We start from the raw sequence: 19548 nt of genomic DNA, 5'->3' as shown, positions 1-19548 counted from the left end.
AAGGAACGAGCATGAACGGATCGAACACGGGCGACAATTCGCAGCTGATACTGGCGCTCTCGAAGGGCCGCATTTTTGAGGACACCATGCCGCTGCTGGAAGCTGCCGGCATCAAGGTGCTGGAAAACCCGGAGACCTCGCGCAAGCTGATTTTGGCCACCAACGATCCGAACGTGCGCGTCATCATCGTGCGCGCCAGCGACGTGCCGACCTACGTGCAGTACGGCGCGGCCGATTTCGGCGTGGCGGGCAAGGATGTACTGCTGGAACACGGCGGCGAAGGCCTGTACCAGCCGATCGACCTGAATATCGCTTCTTGCCGCATGTCGGTGGCGGTGCAGGCCGGTTTTGACTACGAAAAGGCCGTGCACCAGGGCGCGCGACTGCGCGTGGCGACCAAGTTCGTGCACACGGCGCGCGAGCATTTCGCCGCCAAGGGCGTGCACGTCGACCTGATCAAGCTGTATGGTTCGATGGAACTGGCGCCGTTGGTCGGCCTGTCCGACGCCATCGTCGACCTGGTCAGCACGGGCAGCACTTTGCGCGCGAACAACCTCGTCGAGGTCGAGCACATCATGGAAATTTCGTCGCGCCTGGTGGTCAACCAGGCAGCGCTCAAGCTCAAGCGCGAGCGCTTGCAGCCGATTATCGAGGCGTTTGAACGCGCTTCGCAAGCCTAGACACTCTCAGTAGCAGAAAGCCGATTATGCCGATACAGATACGCAAGCTCGATTCAAGCCAGGATGGTTTCCAACAATCGCTCGATACGCTGCTGGCGTTCGAGGCGGGCACCGATGCGGCGATTGAAACGTCGGTAGCGAGCATCCTGGCCGACGTGAAAACGCGCGGCGATGCCGCCGTCCTGGAATACACGAACCGTTTCGACCGCATCCCGCATGGTGGCGCGGCGGAAATGGCGGCCTTTGATATTTCGCAGGCCGAATTGCAGGCGGCCCTGAACGGCTTGCCGTTGGCGCAGCGCGAAGCGCTGCAGATCGCCGCGCAGCGCATCCGCGCCTTCCACGAACGCCAGCGCGAGGAATTGCGCGGTTTTAGCTACACCGAGCCTGATGGCACGGTGCTGGGCCAGAAGATCACGCCGCTGGACCGGGTCGGCATCTACGTCCCGGGCGGCAAAGCAGCGTATCCGTCGTCCGTGCTGATGAACGCCATTCCCGCGCATGTGGCGGGCGTGGGGGAAATCATCATGGTGGTGCCGACGCCCGATGGCGTGAAAAACCAGATGGTGCTGGCCGCCGCCGCGATCGCCGGCGTGACGCGCGTGATCACCATCGGCGGCGCGCAAGCGGTCGGCGCGCTGGCCTACGGCACGCAGACGATTGCCGCCGTGGATAAAATCGTCGGCCCCGGCAACGCCTATGTGGCCGCCGCCAAGCGCCGCGTGTTCGGCATCGTCGGCATCGACATGATCGCCGGGCCGTCCGAAATCCTGGTGCTGTGCGACGGCACGACGGACCCGGACTGGGTCGCCATGGACCTGTTTTCGCAGGCCGAGCACGACGAGCTGGCGCAGGCGATCCTGCTGTGCCCGGACGCCGGCTACATCGCGCAAGTCGAAGAGAGCATCGCCAAGCTGCTGCCGACGATGCCGCGCCAGGCCACCATCAGCACCTCGCTGGCAGACCGCGGCGCCTTGATCAAGGTACGCAGCATGCAAGAAGCCTGCGAGATCGCCAACAGCATCGCGGCGGAACACCTGGAGATCTCGGCGGAAAACCCGCAGCAGTGGGCCGAACAGATTCGCCACGCGGGCGCGATGTTCCTGGGCCGCTTTTCGTCCGAATCGCTGGGCGACTATTGCTGCGGCCCTAATCACGTGCTGCCAACCTCGCGCACGGCGCGCTTTTCGTCGCCGCTGGGCGTGTACGACTTCCAGAAGCGTTCGTCCATCATTCACGTCAGTGAAGCGGGCGCGCAAACCCTGGGCCGTGTCGCCGCCACCCTGGCGTATGGCGAAGGCTTGCAAGCGCACGCGCGCAGCGCCGAACTGCGTTTGAAGCCGCAGCCATGACGCAGGTGGCGGAGCGGCCGGACTGGGTCAACCGGGTCTATTGCGAAGATGCGCTGGCGGGGCTGGCGCGCATTCCCGATGGCTCGGTGGACCTGATCCTGACGGATCCGCCGTACAACCTGGGCAAGGATTACGGCAACGCCTCGGACCAGCAGTCGGTGGCCGACTACCTGCGCTGGACGGAAGCGTGGATCGATGCGGCGCTGCCCAAGCTGAAAGCCAACGGCAGCCTGTATATCTTTCTCACCTGGCGCTATTCGCCGGAGATCTTCGTCATGCTGAAGCAGCGCATGGCGATGATGAATGAAATCATCTGGGACCGCCGCGTGCCGTCCATGGGCGGCAGCGTGCGCAGCTTTTCATCGGTGCACGACACCATCGGCTTCTTCGTCAAGCGCAAGGATTACTACTTCGACCTTGACGCGGTGCGCATCGCCTACGACGCGGCCACCAAGAAAGCCCGTTCGCGCTCGATCTTCATCGGCGCGAAATGGCTGGAAGTGGGCTACAACCCGAAAGACTTGTGGAGCGTCTCGCGCCTGCACAAGGAACACCCGGAACGGGCCGACCACCCGACGCAAAAGCCGCTCGAAATCATCGAGCGCATGCTCAAGGCTTCGTGCCCGCCCGGCGGTGTGGTGCTCGACCTGTTCATGGGCAGCGGCACCACGGCCCTGGCGGCCAAGCGCTGCGGACGCGATTTCGTCGGCTTTGAATTGAACCCCGATTATTGCGCCATCATCGAACAGCGCCTGGCGGCACTGGCGCAGGAGCTGGCCGCACCGGCGGCTCCCGCACCGAAGGCCGCCAAGGCGGCCGTGAAGAAGAAGCCGGCGGCCGCTAAAAAACCGGCTGCCGTGAAAAAGCCGCCCACCGTGAAAAAAACGCCGGCCCGCAAGGCGCGCAGCGCTAGCGTGCCGGAAGACGTCGTCATTTAGTCTCCCTAATTCCATCAGGAGTGTTTGCAGCATGTCTTTCCTCGATCAGTTAATCAGCAACACCGTGCGTTCCGATGTGCGCGCCGTCAACAGCTACCAGGTCGCCGATGCCAGCGGTTACATCAAGCTCGATGCGATGGAAAACCCGTATCCGCTGCCGCCGCAGCTGCGCGAGGAACTGGGCGCGCGCCTGGCCGGCGTGGCGCTGAACCGCTATCCGCCGTCGTACGCCAGCCTGCAGGCGGCCATCTGCGCCAATCTGGGCGTGCCAGCCGGCTACGACGTCATGCTGGGCAACGGCTCCGATGAACTCATTTCCATCCTGGCCATGGCTTGCGCCCGCCAGGAGCCGGGCCAGCGCGCCGTGCTGCTGGCGCCCGTGCCGGCCTTCGTCATGTATGCGCGTTCGGCGCAGTTTGCCGGCATGGATTTCGTCGGTGTGCCCCTGCAGGCCGACTTCAGCCTGGATATGCCGGCCATGCTGGCGGCGATTGAACAGCACCGTCCGGCGCTGGTCTTCCTCGCGTATCCGAACAACCCGACGGGCAACCTGTTTGCCAGCGCCGACATCGAGCGCATCCTCGCCGCCCTCGGTGACACGGGCATCGCCGTCGTCGACGAAGCGTATGAACCGTTCGCGCAGCGCAGCTTTATGGGGCGCCTGCCCGAATTCGAGAACCTGGTGGTGATGCGCACCGTGTCGAAACTGGGCCTGGCGGGCATACGTCTCGGCTATATGTCGGCCGCGCCGGCCCTACTGGCGCAATTCGAGAAAGTGCGTCCGCCGTACAATGTCAATGTGCTGACGCAGGCGGCGGCCGAATTCGCGCTTGAGCACCTCGACGTGCTCAATGCGCAGGCGGATCTGCTCAATAGCGCGCGCGACGCGCTGGCGCTGCGCCTGGCGGAGCTGCCCGGTGTGACGGTGTTTCCCTCGAAGGCAAATTTTCTTCTGATTCGTGTGGCTGATTCCGACGATGTTTGCGCAAAACTGCTTGCCCGCAGGGTTTTAATAAAAAATATGAGTAAAATGCATGCTGCGTTGGCCAATTGCCTGCGCATCAGCGTCAGCACCCCGGAAGAGAATTCCCTTTTTTACGATGCCTTCAAGGCATCCCTCGTTTAGCCTATCGCCAGAGCCTCCCATGAACCGCACCGCAGAAATCACGCGCAACACCAATGAGACGCAAGTTCGCGTCGCCCTCAACCTGGACGGCACGGGCCAGCAAAAGCTGAACACCGGCGTGCCCTTCCTCGACCATATGCTGGACCAGATCGCCCGCCACGGCTTGATCGACCTGGATATCGAAGCGACGGGCGACGTGCATATCGACAACCACCATACGGTGGAAGATGTGGGCATCACCCTGGGCATGGCCGTGGCCAAGGCCATCGGCGACAAGAAGGGCATCCGCCGCTACGGCCATGCGTATGTGCCGCTGGACGAGGCGCTGTCGCGCGTGGTGCTCGATTTCTCGGGCCGCCCGGGCATCGAATACCACATCCCGTTTACGCGCGCCATGATCGCCGGCTTCGACGTCGACCTGACGCTGGAATTCTTCCGCGGCTTCGTCAACCATGCGGGCGTGACCTTGCATATCGACAACCTGCGCGGTACGAATGCCCACCATCAATGCGAAACCGTGTTCAAGGCCTTTGGCCGCGCGCTGCGCATGGCTGCCGAGCTCGACGAGCGCGCGGCCGGCATCATTCCATCGACCAAGGGCAGCCTGTAAGCGCCGCTCTCGCTATACTGTAGATTCCGGGATCAAACATGAATAAAATTGTGGTGGTGGATTACGGCATGGGCAATTTGCGCTCGGTGGCGCAGGCGCTGCGTGCCGTGGCGCCGGAAGCCGACGTGCGCATTTCCGGCGCAGCTGCCGATATCGACAGCGCCGACCGCATCGTCTTGCCTGGCCAGGGTGCCATGCCCGACTGCATGCGCAGCCTGCGCGAATCGGGCGTATTGGAGGCGCTGTTGCGCGCCGCCGACAGCAAGCCCGTGCTGGGCGTGTGCATCGGCGAGCAAATGCTGTTCGACGGCAGCGAAGAGGGCGATGCGGCCGGTCTGGGCTTGTTGCCAGGCAAAGTCGTGCGCTTCCAGCTCGACGGCCAGCTGCAGGAAGACGGTTCGCGCTTCAAGGTGCCGCAAATGGGCTGGAACCAAGTGCGGCAAACGGCGTCCCATGCGATGTGGGATGGCATTGCCGACAACGCGTATTTCTACTTTGTGCACAGCTATTTTGCTCAACCTCAAGAAGCGGCGCACACGGTGGGCGAGACTGTCTATGGCGCGCCGTTCGCTTGCGCCGTCGCGCGTGATAATATTTTCGCGACACAGTTTCATCCTGAAAAAAGTGCTGCCGCTGGCTTGCAGCTGTACAAGAACTTTGTTCACTGGCAACCTTGATGTGAGCTACGTGACCTTTTCAGCTTTTTTTCGCTTCTTCACTCACTTTAAACCACACTGACCATGCTGCTAATTCCCGCCATCGACCTGAAAGACGGTCACTGCGTACGCCTGAAACAAGGCGATATGGAACTTGCCACCGTATTTTCCGAAGACCCGGCCGAGATGGCCCGCCATTGGCTGATGCAAGGCGCGCGCCGGCTGCACCTGGTCGATCTGAACGGCGCCTTTGCCGGCAAGCCGAAGAACGAAGGCGCCGTCAAAGCCATCCTGAAGGCGGTGCAGGATTTCGCACTGGAAAACGACATCGAGGAAATCCCCGTGCAGCTGGGCGGCGGCATCCGTGACCTCGACACCATCGAGCGCTATCTCGACGCCGGCATCACCTACGTCATCATCGGCACGGCGGCCGTGAAAAGCCCCGGCTTCCTGCACGACGCCTGCGGCGCCTTCCCGGGCCACATCATCGTCGGCCTGGATGCCAAAGATGGCAAAGTGGCAACGGATGGCTGGAGCAAGATGTCGGGCCACGAAGTGATCGACCTGGCGAAAAAATTCGAAGCCTACGGCGTCGAATCGATCATCTACACGGACATCGGCCGCGACGGCATGATGGGCGGCATCAATATCGACGCCACCGTCAAGCTGGCGCAAGCCGTCAAGATCCCCGTCATCGCCTCGGGCGGCCTGCACAATATCGGCGACGTGGAAGCGCTGTGCGCGGTCCAGGCCGAAGGCATCGAAGGCGTGATCTGCGGCCGTTCCATCTATGAGGGCACGATCGACCTGGCGCAGGCGCAAGAACGCGCCGACGAACTGACCGACGCCGCCGTTTAAGCCAGCCCGGCCGGGGCGTGCTCACGCATGCCTGGGCCTGGCGACAATCTGGATACCATCATGCTTGCAAAACGTATCATCCCCTGCCTCGACGTGACCAATGGCCGCGTCGTCAAAGGCGTCAACTTCACGCAATTGCGCGACGCCGGCGACCCGGTGGAAATCGCCCGCCGTTATGACGAGCAGGGCGCCGATGAAATCACTTTCCTCGACATTACCGCGTCGAGCGACAATCGCGGCCTGATCTTCGACATCATCGAGGCGGTGGCGTCGCAAGTGTTCATTCCGCTGACCGTGGGCGGCGGCGTGCGCGTGGTGGAAGACGTGCGCCGGCTGCTCAACGCGGGCGCCGACAAGGTCAGCATCAACACCTCGGCCGTGACGAATCCCCAGCTGGTATTTGAGGCATCGCAAAAGCACGGCTCGCAATGCATCGTCGTCGCCATCGACGCCAAGCAGGTGTCGCCCGGCAAGTGGGAAGTGTTTACCCATGGCGGGCGCACCGCCACGGGTCTGGACGCGTTCGCGTGGGCCAAAAAGATGGAAAGTCTGGGCGCTGGTGAAATTTTGCTCACCAGCATGGACCGCGATGGCACCAAGGTGGGCTTTGACCTGGGCCTGACGCGCGGCGTGTCCGACGCCGTCAGCATCCCCGTCATCGCCTCGGGTGGCGTGGGCGGCTTGCAAGACCTGGTCGACGGCATCAAGGTGGGCCGCGCGGACGCCGTGCTGGCCGCCAGCATCTTCCACTATGGCCAGCACACGGTACAGGAAGCCAAGCGTTTCATGGCGCAGCAGGGCATTCCCATGCGTCTGGCGTAAACAAAATAGTACCCAGGATATAGAACATGCAAAACGGAACCATCGTAGCAAGCAATGCCAAGTGGCTCAAAAAGGTCAGATGGGACGAGCACGGCCTGGTGCCCGTGATCGCGCAGGAAGCGGGCAGCAATGACGTGCTGATGTTCGCCTGGATGAACCGCGACGCGCTGGCGCGCACGGTGGAACTGGGCGAAGCCGTGTACTGGAGCCGTTCGCGCAAAAAACTGTGGCACAAGGGCGAAGAATCGGGCCACACGCAAAAGGTGCTGGAAATCCGCCTCGATTGCGATGAAGACGTGGTCTTGCTGAAGATCGAGCAAGCCGGCGGCATCGCCTGCCATACGGGCCGCCATTCGTGCTTTTTCCAGAAATTCGAAGGCGACGAAAAAACGGGCGAATGGCAAATCACCGATCCCGTGCTGAAAGACCCTGAGACGATTTACGCGGAAAGCAAGAGCAAATGAGTGAAACTTTAAAGCGTCTGGCCGCCGTGATCGAATCGCGCAAGCTGGCCAACGGTGGCGACCCCGCCACCTCCTATGTCGCGCGCCTGTTTGCCAAAGGCGACGATGCGATTTTGAAAAAAATCGGCGAAGAGGCGACGGAAACGGTGATGGCCGCCAAGGATGCGCGCCGCGACAACGACCCGTCGAAGGTCCTGTACGAATGCGCCGACCTGTGGTTTCACTCGCTGGTGATGCTGGCGCAGTTCGACCTGACGCCGCAGCAGGTGCTCGACGAGCTGGCGCGCCGCGAAGGCCTGTCCGGCCTGGAAGAAAAGGCGGCACGCAAGGATGAATTGCGCGACGCCGGCGAAACAGACAAACACTGACCTACTGGAGCGTGCGTGGATAACTGTATTTTCTGCAAGATTGCTGCAAAACAAATTCCTTCGTCCATCGTGTATGAAGACGAGGACTTGCTGGCCTTCAAGGACATCAACCCGGCCGCCCCCGTGCATCTGCTGCTGATTCCGAAGCGCCACGTGGCCAGCCTGTCCGACTGCGACGACAGCCATACGGACATGCTGGGCAAGCTGCTGCGCCTGGCGCCGAAACTCGCTGCCGAATTCGGCTGCGCCGTCACGTATGAGGCCGATGGCACGCCTGCCGGCGGCTTCAAGACCATGATCAACAGCGGCCCGAACGGCGGCCAAGAGGTGTATCACCTGCACATGCATGTGTACGGCGGCCCCCGCCCCTGGCGTGGCCAGCACTGATTTCGCCGTACGCCGGGTTCACGTGTATACTACCGGCATTGGTCGACGCTATTCGGGCACCGTCCCGCAAGGAGAATGTGATGGGTTCATTGAGTATTTGGCACTGGGTGATCGTTCTGGTCATTGTGATGCTGGTCTTCGGCACCAAGAAACTGGGCAATATCGGCGGTGATATCGGCAAGGCCGTCAAAGGCTTCAAGGATGGCGTCAAGGGCGACGATGACGCCCCGGCAGCCAACACCCCTCCTGCTGCGCCATCGCAAGTGGCCGACAAAAGCACCATCGACGTCGAGACGAAAGAGAAAAGCAAGTTCTGATAGCGTGGCGGGGCGCTTGCCTCGTCCGGTAACAGCCCTTGTCCGCTTATGATCGATCTCGGTCTCTCTAAAATCGCCATCATCGGCGTGGTTGCGTTGATAGTCATCGGCCCTGAAAAGTTGCCGAGAGTGGCGCGCATGGCCGGTACCCTGTATGGCCGCGCGCAACGCTACCTGAACCAGGTGAAATCCGAAGTCTCGCGCGAAATTGAAATGGAAGAGCTGAAAAACCTGCAGAAGGAAGTGCAGGAGGCAGCCCATTCCGTCAAGCAAAGCGTGGAGAAATCCATGCATGGCGTGGAAAACTCGATCTCCGGCAACCTGGCCGAGGTGGAAAACGCCTGGCGCGGCGATTCCAGCTCGTATGAGGGGCATCACGATGCGCATGAAGCCATGCTGCGCGCCACCAATGAAGATCTGGCCCGCAAGGCGCGTGAATTCCGCCGCAAGAAACTGGTGCGCAATTCCGCCATCCCTGGCTGGTACAAGCAGCGCCATGGCGGCAAACAGCACGTGCAGTCGGCGGCCGCCCGCGTGGCGCGCTTCCGCCCGCGCGCCAGTTCCTCCTCCTTTTACTCATGAGTAGCAAATCTCCGGTGGAAGAAACCTTTATCTCGCATCTGGTCGAGCTGCGCAACCGCCTGGTCAAGGCCTCGATCGGCATCGCCGTCGTCTGCGCCGTGCTGTTCTATTGGCCCGGCCCCTCGCAAATCTACGATTTTATTGCCGCGCCGATGATCGCCTCGCTGCCGGCCGGCTCGAAAATGATCGCCACCGGCGTCATCTCGCCGTTCCTGGTGCCGATGAAAGTGACGCTGGTGATCGCCTTCATCGTCGCCTTGCCCTGGGTGCTGTACCAGATGTGGGCCTTTATCGCCCCCGGCCTGTACACGCATGAAAAGCGCCTGATCGCGCCGCTGGTCATTTCCTCGTCCCTGCTATTCATCGCCGGCGTGGCCTTCTGCTATTTCTTCGTGTTTGGCCGCGTCTTCCACTTCATCAGCGATTTTTCGCCATCCTCGATTGCGGTGACGCCCGATATCGAAAACTACCTCGATTTCGTCATGTCGATGTGCCTGGCCTTTGGCGCGACGTTCGAAGTGCCCGTGGTGGTGGTGATCCTCGTGCGCATGGGCTTGGTTACTATCGCGAAACTCAAGGAAGTGCGTCCCTACATCATCGTCGGCGCCTTCGTGATTGCCGCCATCGTCACGCCGCCGGACGTGGTCAGCCAGTTCTCGCTGGCCATCCCCATGTGCCTGCTGTTCGAGTTGGGCCTGCTGGTGGCGCCCATCTTCGTCAGGGCCACCCAGGCGCCGGAAGAAGCGTCCTAGACGCTCTACAATATTCGCAAGCAAAAGCCGCTGACCTCCTTCGGGAGCAGCGGCTTTTTTATCGCCGGATGGGTGGGTGAGTGCTTACTGCAGCATCAGTTTGCTGAGGATGCCCAGGTTGAGCAGGATCAAGGTACTCATCATCCAGTACACGTGTTTCATGTCCGCGCCCTGGTGCAAGTCCAGGCGTTCCAGGCGGGCGTTGAATTTTTGCTCGGAATTATCAAATCTGGCATCGAACTTCTGCTCGGAGTTATCGAATCTGGCATCGAACTTTTGTTCAAGTGCATCTATTCTGTTATCGAACTTCTGTTCCAGTGCATCTATTCGGCTATCAAGTTTCAGTTCTAGTGTATCTATTCTGCTGTCGAGTTTCAGTTCCAGCGCATTTATTTTCACATCCAGGGCCCCTGCCCTGGTGTCGACTCTTTGTGCCACCAGCTTGATTTCTCCCAGCAGATTGCGCTCCAGCGCCGCCAGTTCGCCATGCACGACGACTGCCGACCCCAGCACATCACCCAAGGCTGCCGCATGCGCTTCCGCTTGCTGCGTGGGTACGCCGGCCGAGGCGAGGCGTTTGGCGTAATCGAGGGTGTCGAACTGGATGGGCATATGCATGGACGCTCCTGAAATCCAGCCTAGCAGAAAAATCGGCAATTGCCAGTGAGGAGTGCGGTGGCGCTTGCCTTCCCATCAGCTTAATGGACAAGGGCGCTGGCGGTTTGCGGCGGCGCAAACGCATGAAAAAAGGGCGCCGCAGCGCCCTTTGCAAGCCGATGGCGAGCGCCGCTTAGTTCATCAACTCCTTGATGACTTTCACGGGCGCGCTGCCATAGCTGAGGAATTGCTCGTGGAAATCCTTCAGCACGAATTTGTTGCCCAGCGCTTGCTTGCGCTGTTCGCGCAAGTCCATGATTTCGCTGTAGCCGCTGAAATAGCTGGTCAGTTGCACCGAGCTCAGCTGCACGCGGCGCCATTTTTCCGTCGCTTCACGCTTGGTCTGGAAGGCCTGGCGCGTCAGCAGGTCCAGCGCCTGCTCTTGCGTCATGCCCTGCACGTGCACGCTGTAGTCGAGGATGGTGTTGGTGACGCTGCGCAAGTTCCACTTCGAGTACATCAGCCACATTTCCGGCGCATTGTTGCCGTAGCCCGATTCAAGCATCATGCGTTCACCATACACGGCCCAGCCTTCGATCATGGCGCCGTTGCCGAAGATGGACTTGACCAGCGACGGCGACTTGTTGGCATACACGAGTTGCGTGTAGTGGCCAGGAATGGCTTCGTGGATGTTCAGGATCTGCAAGATCCAGTGGTTGTACTCGCGCAAGCTGCTTTCCGCCTGTTCCGCCGTTTCGCCGTCGAGCGGCGTCACGTTGTAATAGGTGCGGTCCTGCGGACGGTAGGGGCCGGGAGCCTCGATGCTGGCGCCGGCCACGCCGCGCTGGTAAGCGGGCGTTTCACGCACGACCAGGGGCTTTTTCGGGTCCATCGTCAGCAGGTTGTGGCTGGTCACCCATTCCTGCAGTTCCGGGATCTGGCGGCGGATTTCCGGAACGAAATCGGCGGGCGCCACGTGATTGCTGGACAGCTTGTCGATCACCATGCCGATCTTCGCCGTGCGGTCAAGCGGCTTGGCCGTGGCGCCCATGGTTTTCACCCACAGCTCGTCGGACAGGCTATCCATGTGCTCAAGCAACTTTTCGCGCGCGGCCAGGGCTTTCTGGTACATCTGCTCGGCGCTCACGCTGGCCTGGATATCGTAGGCAAATTTCTGTTCGTACAAGTCCTTGCCGATGCGGAAGGAGCGCGCATTGCCGTTCTGTGCCAGCGCGGCATCCTGTTCCGTCAGCCAGGCCGCATAGCCTTGCACGGCCGAGCGGGCCGCGGCGATGCGCGCGTTGTACAGCTGTTTTTCGAGCGGCGTCAGGATGGACGCCTGTGCCGTCTTGTTCAGGTCATCAAGCACGCTGAGCACGCCGGCGCTCTGGGCGATGGCCAGCTGCGTGTGTTCGCGCGTGGGGTTGACGATGCTGGCGCGCGCGGCCGCATAGTATTGCGGCACGCTGGCGATGCGCTTGAGCAAGGTGCGCAGGCGCTGCGGCTGCGCTGCGTATTCCGTGTTCAGGATGAAGTCGATGGAGCTGGCCACGTTGTACTGGGCGGGATTCCATTCGAATTCGCGGAAGGTGGTCAGATACCAGCGGTCCGATTGCAGTTTATTCGTCAGCAAGGCCAGGTCGGTACGTTGCTTGTCCGACATTTTGCTGGCATTTAGCTTGCCGAACTTGCCCAGCCATTCTTCGATGAAGGCCAGTTGCTTTTGGCGGCTGGCCGCGTCGGGAATGCTCAGGTTGGCGGCGCCATCGTACTTGCCGACCGAAATCGCGCTTTCCGGGTCCAGGCGCCACAGGGCCGTGAGGAACTGGCCGCTCAGGTTATTCATGGAGCGGTCGCTGCTGTTCTCGCTGGCGACGGCGGCGACCGTGGCTGCCGTGGCGGCACTGACGACGGCCGCTTTCTTGGCGACGGTTTTTTTCTTGCTGCTGCTGGTACCGGCCTTGCCGTTCTTCTGCGGCTTTTTGGCGGCGCTGGCCGGTGTCAGGGTAAAGGCCAGCATCAATGCGGCGAGCGCAACTTTATTTCTTGTAAGCATAGTTTATCTCTTGAATATTTTGTTGTTTGCTATTATAAGAAAATAATAAACTGATAATATAAGTAACAAACAACTATTGAAAGGTTGGCTTTGCTTGCCAGGGCGGCCAAAGATTAGCATTAATTGCCGCGCTTGCGCAGTTTTTTGCCAGGCAAGTCAGCCCCGCTAGACGACGATGGCGCTGCCTTGCAGCATCTCCTGCTGACGCGCATTGATGGCCGCCACGGCATCCTTGCCGCGCGCCATGCCGGTGGCGTGGATTTCGATGTCTTGCGTGTAGCGCTGGCTGACGCGCACCGTGTAGGACTGGAACAGCCAGCTCCAGAAATTGGTTTCGTAGACGGCTTCATCCATGTCGCGCCATTTGACGCCCATGAGTTTCTTTTTCCACGGCAAGATGCCGGAGGCCAGCCACACGCCCGCCTCATCAATGTACAGCTGATAGCTGCGGATGGTCAGCAGGCGGTAGCCGACGATCAGGGCCGAGCCGATCAGTACCACGAAGGCGGCGCGCGCGTTGTACTTGAAAGCCAGCGGCAGGGCAGCAAAGAACAGCAGCACGGCGATGACGAAGGTGCTGACATAGGCCGTCCAGGATTTGCCGCACAAAAAGGTGGCGCGCTGGCCGGCGCTGGTGGCGATATAGTCGGTCATGGGGTGGCAGAGAAACAGGGAAAAAGGATCATCGCATGGAACGCCGTTTCCCCGTTCATTTTTTCAATCTCATGGCTTCAACCCTTCCTGCAGCATGCCCAGCATGTCGCTGGCCGACATGCGCGCGGCCGCGTCGCTACCTTCCAACAGACTGTCGGCCAGGTCGCGCTTGTGCTGGTGCAATTCGACGATGCCTTCCTCGATCGTGTGTTTCGCCACCAGGCGGTAAATCGTGACGGGACGCAATTGCCCCATGCGGTGGGCGCGGTCCGAGGCCTGGTCTTCCACGGCCGGATTCCACCACGGGTCCATGTGGATCACGTAATCGGCCGCCGTCAGGTTGATGCCCATGCCGCCCGCTTTCAGGCTGATCAGGAAAACGTCGCCTTCGCCCGCCTGGAAGGCATCCACGCGGCGCTTGCGCTCCTGCATGGGCGTGCTGCCGTCGAGATACTGATAGCTGACGCCATGCTGTTCCAGGTGCTGGCGTATCAAGGTCAGATGGTCGACGAACTGGCTGAAGACAAGCACCTTGTGGCGGTTTTCCAGCAAGCCCGACAGCAGCTCGGCGAAGGCCGCCAGCTTGCTGCTGGCCAGGCCCAGTTCCGGCGCCACCAGTTGCGGATTGCAGCAGGCACGGCGCAGCTTCATGATTTCCGCCAGGATCTGGATGGCTTTCTTCGACGCCGGCCCTTCCACCATGGCCAGCTTTTCCAGCGCTTCGCGGCGCAACGATTCGTACAGCGCCGTTTCCTGCGGCGACAATGCCACTTCCAGCACGATTTCCGTGCGCGACGGCAATTCGGACAGCACTTGCGTTTTTGTCCTGCGCAAGATGAAGGGGGCGATCAGACGGCGCAGCCGCAAGCGCGCGCCAGCCGCCGCCCGCTTGTCCTGATCTTTCTCAATCGGTCCGGCAAAGCGCAGATTGAACTGGTCTAGGGTACCCAGCAAACCGGGGTTGATGAAGCGGAACAGATTCCACAGTTCGCCCAAATGGTTTTCCAGCGGCGTGCCGCTGGCCAGCATGCGGAAATCCCCTTGCAAGGCCATCACGGCTTGCGAGCGCTTGGTGGCGCCATTCTTGATCGCTTGCGCTTCGTCGAGCACGATCGTATGCCAGCGCACGCCGGCAAACAGGGTCGCTTCCTGCTGCAGCAAGCCATAGCTGGCCACCACCAGGTCGAACGGCTGCAAGGTATCGAGCATGTCGGCGCGGTCGCCGCTGCCGAACAGTTTGATGTTCAAGGTGGGTGAAAAACGCTGCGCTTCGCTGATCCAGTTCATGCAGACGGACGTGGGCGCGACCACCAGAGTGGGGCCGTTGGGCGCGCGCGCCAAAATCAATGCCAGCGCCTGTAGCGTCTTGCCGAGTCCCATGTCGTCGGCCAGGCAGGCGCCCACGCCCCAGTGCGCCAATCGCGCCAGCCATGCGTAGCCGGCCAGCTGGTAGTCGCGCAAGTCGGCCTGCAGGGTGCTGGGCAGCTGCGGTTGATAATCGTCGAGGGCGCGCAGGCGCAGCAAATGTTCGCGCCAGAGTTTGTCGGCCTTCACGCCACCCGCGTCAATGGCCAGCTCTTCCAGTGCGAAGGCGGCCAGCGGGTGGATGTGCACGCCATCGGCATGCGCTTCGCCATACGCGGCCAGCTCGGACAGGCGCCGGTGCAATTCGTCGCTGAGGGCCAGGAACTGGTTGTCGCCCAGGGCCACGAAGCGGCTTTTATTGTTCTGCATCAAGTCGAGCAGGGCGCGCAAGTCCATCACCTTGTCTTCATCGATCTGCACTTCGCCGCTGGCGGCAAACCAGTCTTTTTCGCTCTTGATATTGAGGCGCATCTGGCCGCTGTCGATGCGTTTCGACACGCGCATGGTTTCGCCTTCGGGCCATGCCAGCACCATGCCAGCGGGGTCGAGCGCTTGCAGTTCCACCAGCAGTTGCAAGCCCAGCGCAGGCTGGCCCAGCAGCCACTCGCCATGCTCTTCTTCCGCCTCTTCCAGCACCAGGCATTTACCAATCAGCTGGCGCTGCGCTTCGCGCTCCCCGTTCAGGTCGCGCCGCGCTTGCACGGCGCGGCCAGCCACGTCGGCAAACACGCTTTCGGCGCCGCTGCCGGGCGCGTAATAGGCGCCGTTGTCGAGCAGCGGGCGCACTAAAACCTGCATCTTTAAACCCTGCTGGTAGGGCAGCAGATGCACGTGCAGGCGGTGGTCGGCCGTGATGACTTCCGCGTCGCCGGCGCCGCCGCCGATGTCCGATTGCACGGTGACCATCGATGAAATGGCGCCAATCGCCTGCATGACTTGTTTCTCTGCATGCAGGGGCACGGACAGGCCCAGGCCCACGATGGCGCCGATGCGCCGGTGCTCGTCGAGGATGTGCACCACGCGCAGGCGCGTCGGCGTCTCGCGCTGCACCACGACGTTGCCGCCGTTGTCGGGCAATGGCGGTTGCATGCCCAGCCACAGCTGCCCCTCGTGCGACTTGATCAGCAGCTCGGGCGCACCGGCGATCAGTTCCACGCGCGTGTCGGGATGGTCGATCCAAAAGACGAGCGGGTGGCCCACCAGCAAGATGGCAGCCTTGTCCAGCTCGATTTCATAGCGCGGTGCTGATGAATAATATTGTTTGAACGGTGCGATGCTGCCGGCCGCGCGGGCGTCTTGCGGCGTAAGGAAATCGATGTCGCCTGCCTCTTCGGCCAGGCGTTTGAGGCCCATGGCGCGGCCCTTGCTCCAGCCGCCCCGTGCGTCGCGTTTCTGCTCGCGCACTTCCACGGCCGTCAGGCCGAAGCGCGGGTCGAACGCCACCAGCCACACCAGGCGCGAGACGCTGCCGATGGCTTCGGCGGGTGCGTTTTGCTGCAGGTTGATCAGCGCGCTCAGCTGGCGCTGCCACGCTTCCTGGCGCTCGAACCACGGCGCCATGTCCGTCAAGCCGTGCTGCGCCCGCTTGGACGTGGCGTAGCGCTCCTGCTGCGGCTCAGCCAGCAAGCCCAGCAAGCCGGCCGCTTGCGCGGCGATCAGGTCGTAGCCAGCCGCGTCGGCTTGCTGCACCAGCAAGCGCAATTGATCCTTGCGTTCGCTCAATTGCGGTAGCGCCAGCCAGTAGTACAGCAAGGCCTGGAACAGCTGCGCCTGCAAGCCCGTTTCCCAGCTGCGCGTAGGGATGCTTTCCGCCAGCATGACGCCGGCACGTACCAGGCGCAAGGTATTCAACTGCTGGTAGACGATGCTGTCGTGGTTCGGCTGCGCATGCAGCGCGATATCGAGATAGGTTTCCGCGCTTTTCAGCAACTTGGCGTCGTTGCCGCGCAGCAGGGCCAGCACATACAGGTGGCCGCCGATGCCCGTAAAGCACAGCTTGCGCTTGCCCGCCTCCTTGCGCAGTCCTTTCAGGGCCGTGTCGAAGCCCGCCACGGCATGCGCATGTTCGCCGCGCAACAGGGCGATGCTGCTGTCGACAAACAGCGCCTGCGGCCCCTGCTGGCCTGCCAGGTAGCGCGCGGCGGCGTCGAGTTCGCCGCACAGCAGGGCATCTTCCGCCAGGGCCAGCGGCAGGGCGGCGCCGATATGGTCGCCGGCCGCCGCCTGGCGCGCATGGTGCGCGCGCGCGTAGCTGCGGATGGCGTGCGCCGTGGCCGGCTCGCGCGGGGCGTTGCCTAGCAGCACGGCGAGGATGTCATCCTGCAGTTGCGGCATGACGAAAGACAGCATTTCCGGCTCGAACGGGCGGCCGAAAATCTCGATCAGCGGATGCAGCTGCTGCGCTTCATAGCACGCCATGCAGGCGGCCAGGATGGCGGCCACATGGCGCACCTCGTCATTGCGCAACAGGGCGATGCGCAAGCGCGCCACGCCTTGCCGGTAGCTGCGCAATTCCACATAGCCATCCCAGTTGCGGCGCACGGGGTTGATGGTTTCGATGGCCTGGCACAGGTCGCGGAACGCCAGGTGTTCGATGGCCGCGCGCATGGCGGGCCAGCGCAGCTTGGCTTCGCAGGCATAGCCGCGTCCCACCACTTCGGACGCCAGCGCGTGCCGCGTCAAATGTTGCAGCATGCCCGTGACGGTGAGCAGGGCAAACGGCGTGCCGTCCGGCTCGACGACATTGGCGCGCTGCAAGTGTTCATACACGGCATGCTTGCCCACCGGCTCGCCCGCAATGGCCAGCAGGGCCAGGATCATCTGTTCGTGCTGCTCCAGGGCGGCGAATTCGGCTAGCAGTTGCTGGTCCAAGTGTGGGTCTGTCATGCGGGCAAATTGGCGATGTGCACGGGAGGCTCGCCGGCCGCCACGGGCAGGCCGAACACGCGCTGGTAGAAATACAGCTCCGCCTCCAGCGTGTGCACGATGTTTTCCGCCTTGCGGAAGCCGTGGCCTTCGCCTTCGAGCGGTACATACGCGACGGGCACGCCGCGCGCCTGCAGGGCGTCGACCATCAGCTGCGACTGCTGCGGCGGCACCACCTTGTCATCGAGGCCCTGGAAGAAGATCATCGGGCGCGACAGTTTATCCGTGTGATGGATGGGCGAGCGTTCAAGATACAGCGCTTCGGCTTGCGGCTGGGGGGCGATCAGGTAATCGGTGTAGCGCGATTCGAATTTGTGCGAATCGTCGTCCAGGCCCTTCAGGTCGGACACGCCGTAGTAACTGGCGCCGGCCTTGAAGACGTCGTGGAAGGTCAGCGCGCACAGGGTCGTCAGGCCACCCGCGCTGCCGCCGCGCACGATCAGGCGCTCGGGGTCGGCCAGGCCGTTGGCCGCCAGGTAGCGCGCGCCGGCGATGCAGTCTTCCACGTCGACGATGCCCCACTGCCCGCGCAGCGCGTCGCGGTATTCGCGGCCGAAGCCGCTGCTGCCGCCATAGTTGACGTCGAGCACGCCGATGCCGCGGCTGGTCCAGTACTGCGTCGCCAGTTTCAAGGTATTGCTGGCCATGCTGGTGGGGCCGCCGTGGCTGATGACGATGACGGGTGGTAATGTGCCTGGCGGCGCCTGCACGTCGCCATTGGTCGGCGCATAAAAGAAGGCGTACGCCGTGCGGCCATTGCTGCTAGAAAAGCTCAAGCTGCGCGGCACGGACAGGTAAGCCAGCGCGGGCAATTGCGTGATCGATTGCGCCAGCACTTCCAGTTCGTGGTTCGACAGGTCGATGCGCGCCAGTTCCAGCGCGATGGTGGGGCTGCCGCCGAGCAGCGCGACGAAGCCGGGGCCTACGCGCAGTTCGCGGATTTCCTGGTACGGGTGGGGAATCGGTTCCAGTTTCGCCTCGGCCACATTCAATTGCGCCAGGTAGCTGACGCCGGCCTGGATATACGTGCAGACGATCTCGTCGTCGGACAGAAAACCGTACATGCTGGCGCCGAAAGTCCAGTGCGGCGTGGCAAATTCCGCTTCCATCGGGCACAGCGCCTCGATGTCGGCGCCGTGCAGGCGGTACAGATTCCACCAGCCGCTGCTGTCGGAAACGAAGTGCAGCAAGCCGTTCGGCGACCATTCCGGCTGGCAAATCGACTCGCGTGCGCCGCCGGCGATCAGGCGTGGCGAACCCAGGCTGCCGTCCGCGTGCACATCGGCCAGCCACAGTTCCGTGCCTTGCCACGGCAGGCGCGGGTGGTCCCAGCTGATCCATGCCAGCTGGCTGCCGTCCGGCGACAAACGCGGCGCCGCATAAAAGTCGTGACCGCGCGCCAGCACCGTCTCGCGTCCGTCGAAGCCGACGGCGGCCAGGCAGTTTTCCGGATGCGCGTGGCCTGCATCCGGGTGCTGCTCGCGCACGGCGATCAAACGGGCACGGGCCGCATCGACGACGAAGTCCGCATGGCGCGTGTTGCCACCCGTGGTCAACGCTTCGGGCGCGGCGTCGCCGGCCACGCGGTACAGGCAATTGTCGGCGAAATGCGAAAAATACACGCTATCGCCGGCCACGGCATACGCGCCGCCGCCGTATTCATGCACGCGGGTGCGCACATTGAACGGTGCCGGCGTGAGTTCATCGATGCGCGCGCCGCGCTGGCGCAGCAGAGTATTGCGGCCCGCCTCGCTGGCGCGCCCGGCCAGCCAGAACACGTCGGTCCCATCCGCCCCGCCCAGGGCCAGCTGTGTCAGCGGCGAGGCGCCAGCGGCGACGATGGCCGCGCTGATCGGCGATGGCCAAATGCCATAAGGGGTGCAAGATGCGGTCGAGGTCATGCGGGCTCCGTGTCGTGGTGGAAAAGGGGGCCTCCAGGCGGCGTCAGGCAGCGCGGCGGCGTGCATCATCATAAAGGAAGGGCCAGCACAACGAAAGTCATCGCTGTGCGTGGCAAATGCTGCAAAGCGGCACCTGAA

19 protein-coding genes are annotated in these 19548 nt (G+C 62.4%); 14 read left to right on the top strand and 5 right to left on the bottom strand.

What is annotated here, in order from left to right:
- Window positions 1-11: 11 nt before the first annotated feature.
- The 14 genes from hisG to tatC all read left to right on the top strand — a co-directional run bounded on the left by hisG (window position 12) and on the right by tatC (window position 9912).
- Window positions 12-680 carry an ATP phosphoribosyltransferase gene (gene hisG / locus CNX70_RS00605; protein ID WP_077398226.1) on the top strand — a complete coding sequence of 223 codons (669 nt, stop codon included), beginning with the start codon at window positions 12-14 and terminating at the stop codon, window positions 678-680.
- 26 nt (window positions 681-706) lie between these two features.
- The gene (gene hisD, locus CNX70_RS00600; protein WP_096232623.1) at window positions 707-2032 is read left to right on the top strand and encodes a histidinol dehydrogenase; all 1326 of its coding nucleotides are present in this window, start codon (window positions 707-709) and stop codon (window positions 2030-2032) included.
- Window positions 2029-2970, top strand: coding sequence for a DNA-methyltransferase (locus CNX70_RS00595; protein ID WP_096232621.1), 942 nt, complete (start codon window positions 2029-2031; stop codon window positions 2968-2970). The genes hisD and CNX70_RS00595 overlap by 4 nt, the downstream gene beginning before the upstream one ends.
- A 31-nt stretch (window positions 2971-3001) precedes the next feature.
- Window positions 3002-4096 (top strand): histidinol-phosphate transaminase, encoded by a 1095-nt coding sequence (hisC, locus tag CNX70_RS00590; protein ID WP_096232619.1) that lies wholly within the window; start codon window positions 3002-3004, stop codon window positions 4094-4096.
- 19 nt (window positions 4097-4115) lie between these two features.
- Window positions 4116-4706: an imidazoleglycerol-phosphate dehydratase HisB gene (gene hisB / locus CNX70_RS00585; RefSeq protein WP_010402123.1), complete on the top strand. Its 591-nt coding sequence runs from the start codon at window positions 4116-4118 to the stop codon at window positions 4704-4706.
- Between the two features lie 38 nt (window positions 4707-4744).
- Window positions 4745-5383 carry an imidazole glycerol phosphate synthase subunit HisH gene (hisH, locus tag CNX70_RS00580; protein WP_096232617.1) on the top strand — a complete coding sequence of 213 codons (639 nt, stop codon included), beginning with the start codon at window positions 4745-4747 and terminating at the stop codon, window positions 5381-5383.
- Between the two features lie 63 nt (window positions 5384-5446).
- Window positions 5447-6220 (top strand): 1-(5-phosphoribosyl)-5-[(5-phosphoribosylamino)methylideneamino]imidazole-4-carboxamide isomerase, encoded by a 774-nt coding sequence (gene hisA / locus CNX70_RS00575; RefSeq protein ID WP_096232615.1) that lies wholly within the window; start codon window positions 5447-5449, stop codon window positions 6218-6220.
- Between the two features lie 60 nt (window positions 6221-6280).
- Window positions 6281-7042, top strand: coding sequence for an imidazole glycerol phosphate synthase subunit HisF (gene hisF / locus CNX70_RS00570; RefSeq protein WP_096232613.1), 762 nt, complete (start codon window positions 6281-6283; stop codon window positions 7040-7042).
- 26 nt (window positions 7043-7068) lie between these two features.
- Window positions 7069-7506, top strand: a complete 438-nt coding sequence (gene hisI, locus CNX70_RS00565) for a phosphoribosyl-AMP cyclohydrolase (protein WP_071074999.1) — start codon at window positions 7069-7071, stop codon at window positions 7504-7506.
- Window positions 7503-7874, top strand: a complete 372-nt coding sequence (locus CNX70_RS00560; protein ID WP_034753849.1) for a phosphoribosyl-ATP diphosphatase — start codon at window positions 7503-7505, stop codon at window positions 7872-7874. Before hisI ends, CNX70_RS00560 begins: the two co-directional genes overlap by 4 nt.
- 15 nt (window positions 7875-7889) lie before the next feature.
- The gene (locus CNX70_RS00555; RefSeq protein ID WP_071075000.1) at window positions 7890-8261 is read left to right on the top strand and encodes a histidine triad nucleotide-binding protein; all 372 of its coding nucleotides are present in this window, start codon (window positions 7890-7892) and stop codon (window positions 8259-8261) included.
- An 80-nt stretch (window positions 8262-8341) separates the two neighbouring features.
- Window positions 8342-8578 carry a Sec-independent protein translocase subunit TatA gene (gene tatA / locus CNX70_RS00550; RefSeq protein WP_071075001.1) on the top strand — a complete coding sequence of 79 codons (237 nt, stop codon included), beginning with the start codon at window positions 8342-8344 and terminating at the stop codon, window positions 8576-8578.
- A 48-nt stretch (window positions 8579-8626) separates the two neighbouring features.
- Window positions 8627-9160 carry a Sec-independent protein translocase protein TatB gene (gene tatB, locus CNX70_RS00545; RefSeq protein WP_096232611.1) on the top strand — a complete coding sequence of 178 codons (534 nt, stop codon included), beginning with the start codon at window positions 8627-8629 and terminating at the stop codon, window positions 9158-9160.
- Entirely contained in the window at window positions 9157-9912 is a 756-nt protein-coding gene (tatC, locus tag CNX70_RS00540) for a twin-arginine translocase subunit TatC (RefSeq protein ID WP_071075003.1), read from the top strand. Before tatB ends, tatC begins: the two co-directional genes overlap by 4 nt.
- A gap of 84 nt (window positions 9913-9996) precedes the next feature.
- Here the strand turns inward: tatC and CNX70_RS00535 are convergent, their stop codons facing one another.
- From CNX70_RS00535 to CNX70_RS00515, 5 genes are all read right to left on the bottom strand, one after another.
- Window positions 9997-10530, bottom strand: a complete 534-nt coding sequence (locus CNX70_RS00535) for a hypothetical protein (RefSeq protein ID WP_096232609.1) — start codon at window positions 10528-10530, stop codon at window positions 9997-9999.
- A 172-nt stretch (window positions 10531-10702) separates the two neighbouring features.
- Window positions 10703-12565 carry a DUF885 domain-containing protein gene (locus tag CNX70_RS00530; protein ID WP_096232607.1) on the bottom strand — a complete coding sequence of 621 codons (1863 nt, stop codon included), beginning with the start codon at window positions 12563-12565 and terminating at the stop codon, window positions 10703-10705.
- 165 nt (window positions 12566-12730) lie between these two features.
- Complete coding sequence (locus CNX70_RS00525) at window positions 12731-13219, bottom strand: hypothetical protein (protein ID WP_096232605.1); 489 nt, start codon at window positions 13217-13219, stop codon at window positions 12731-12733.
- A gap of 69 nt (window positions 13220-13288) precedes the next feature.
- On the bottom strand, window positions 13289-17470 hold the full coding sequence (locus CNX70_RS00520) for a DEAD/DEAH box helicase (protein ID WP_096232603.1): 4182 nt from the start codon (window positions 17468-17470) through the stop codon (window positions 13289-13291).
- Window positions 17467-19410 carry a dipeptidyl-peptidase 5 gene (locus tag CNX70_RS00515; RefSeq protein WP_096232601.1) on the bottom strand — a complete coding sequence of 648 codons (1944 nt, stop codon included), beginning with the start codon at window positions 19408-19410 and terminating at the stop codon, window positions 17467-17469. The genes CNX70_RS00520 and CNX70_RS00515 overlap by 4 nt, the downstream gene beginning before the upstream one ends.
- Between the last annotated feature and the right edge of the window lie 138 nt (window positions 19411-19548).

Origin of the sequence: Janthinobacterium svalbardense (genome assembly GCF_002327145.1) — a bacterium.
Taxonomy (GTDB): Bacteria; Pseudomonadota; Gammaproteobacteria; order Burkholderiales; family Burkholderiaceae_D; genus Janthinobacterium; species Janthinobacterium tructae.
The sequence above is the reverse complement of the archived record's forward strand: the minus strand, read 5'-3'. Positions and strand labels throughout refer to the sequence as shown.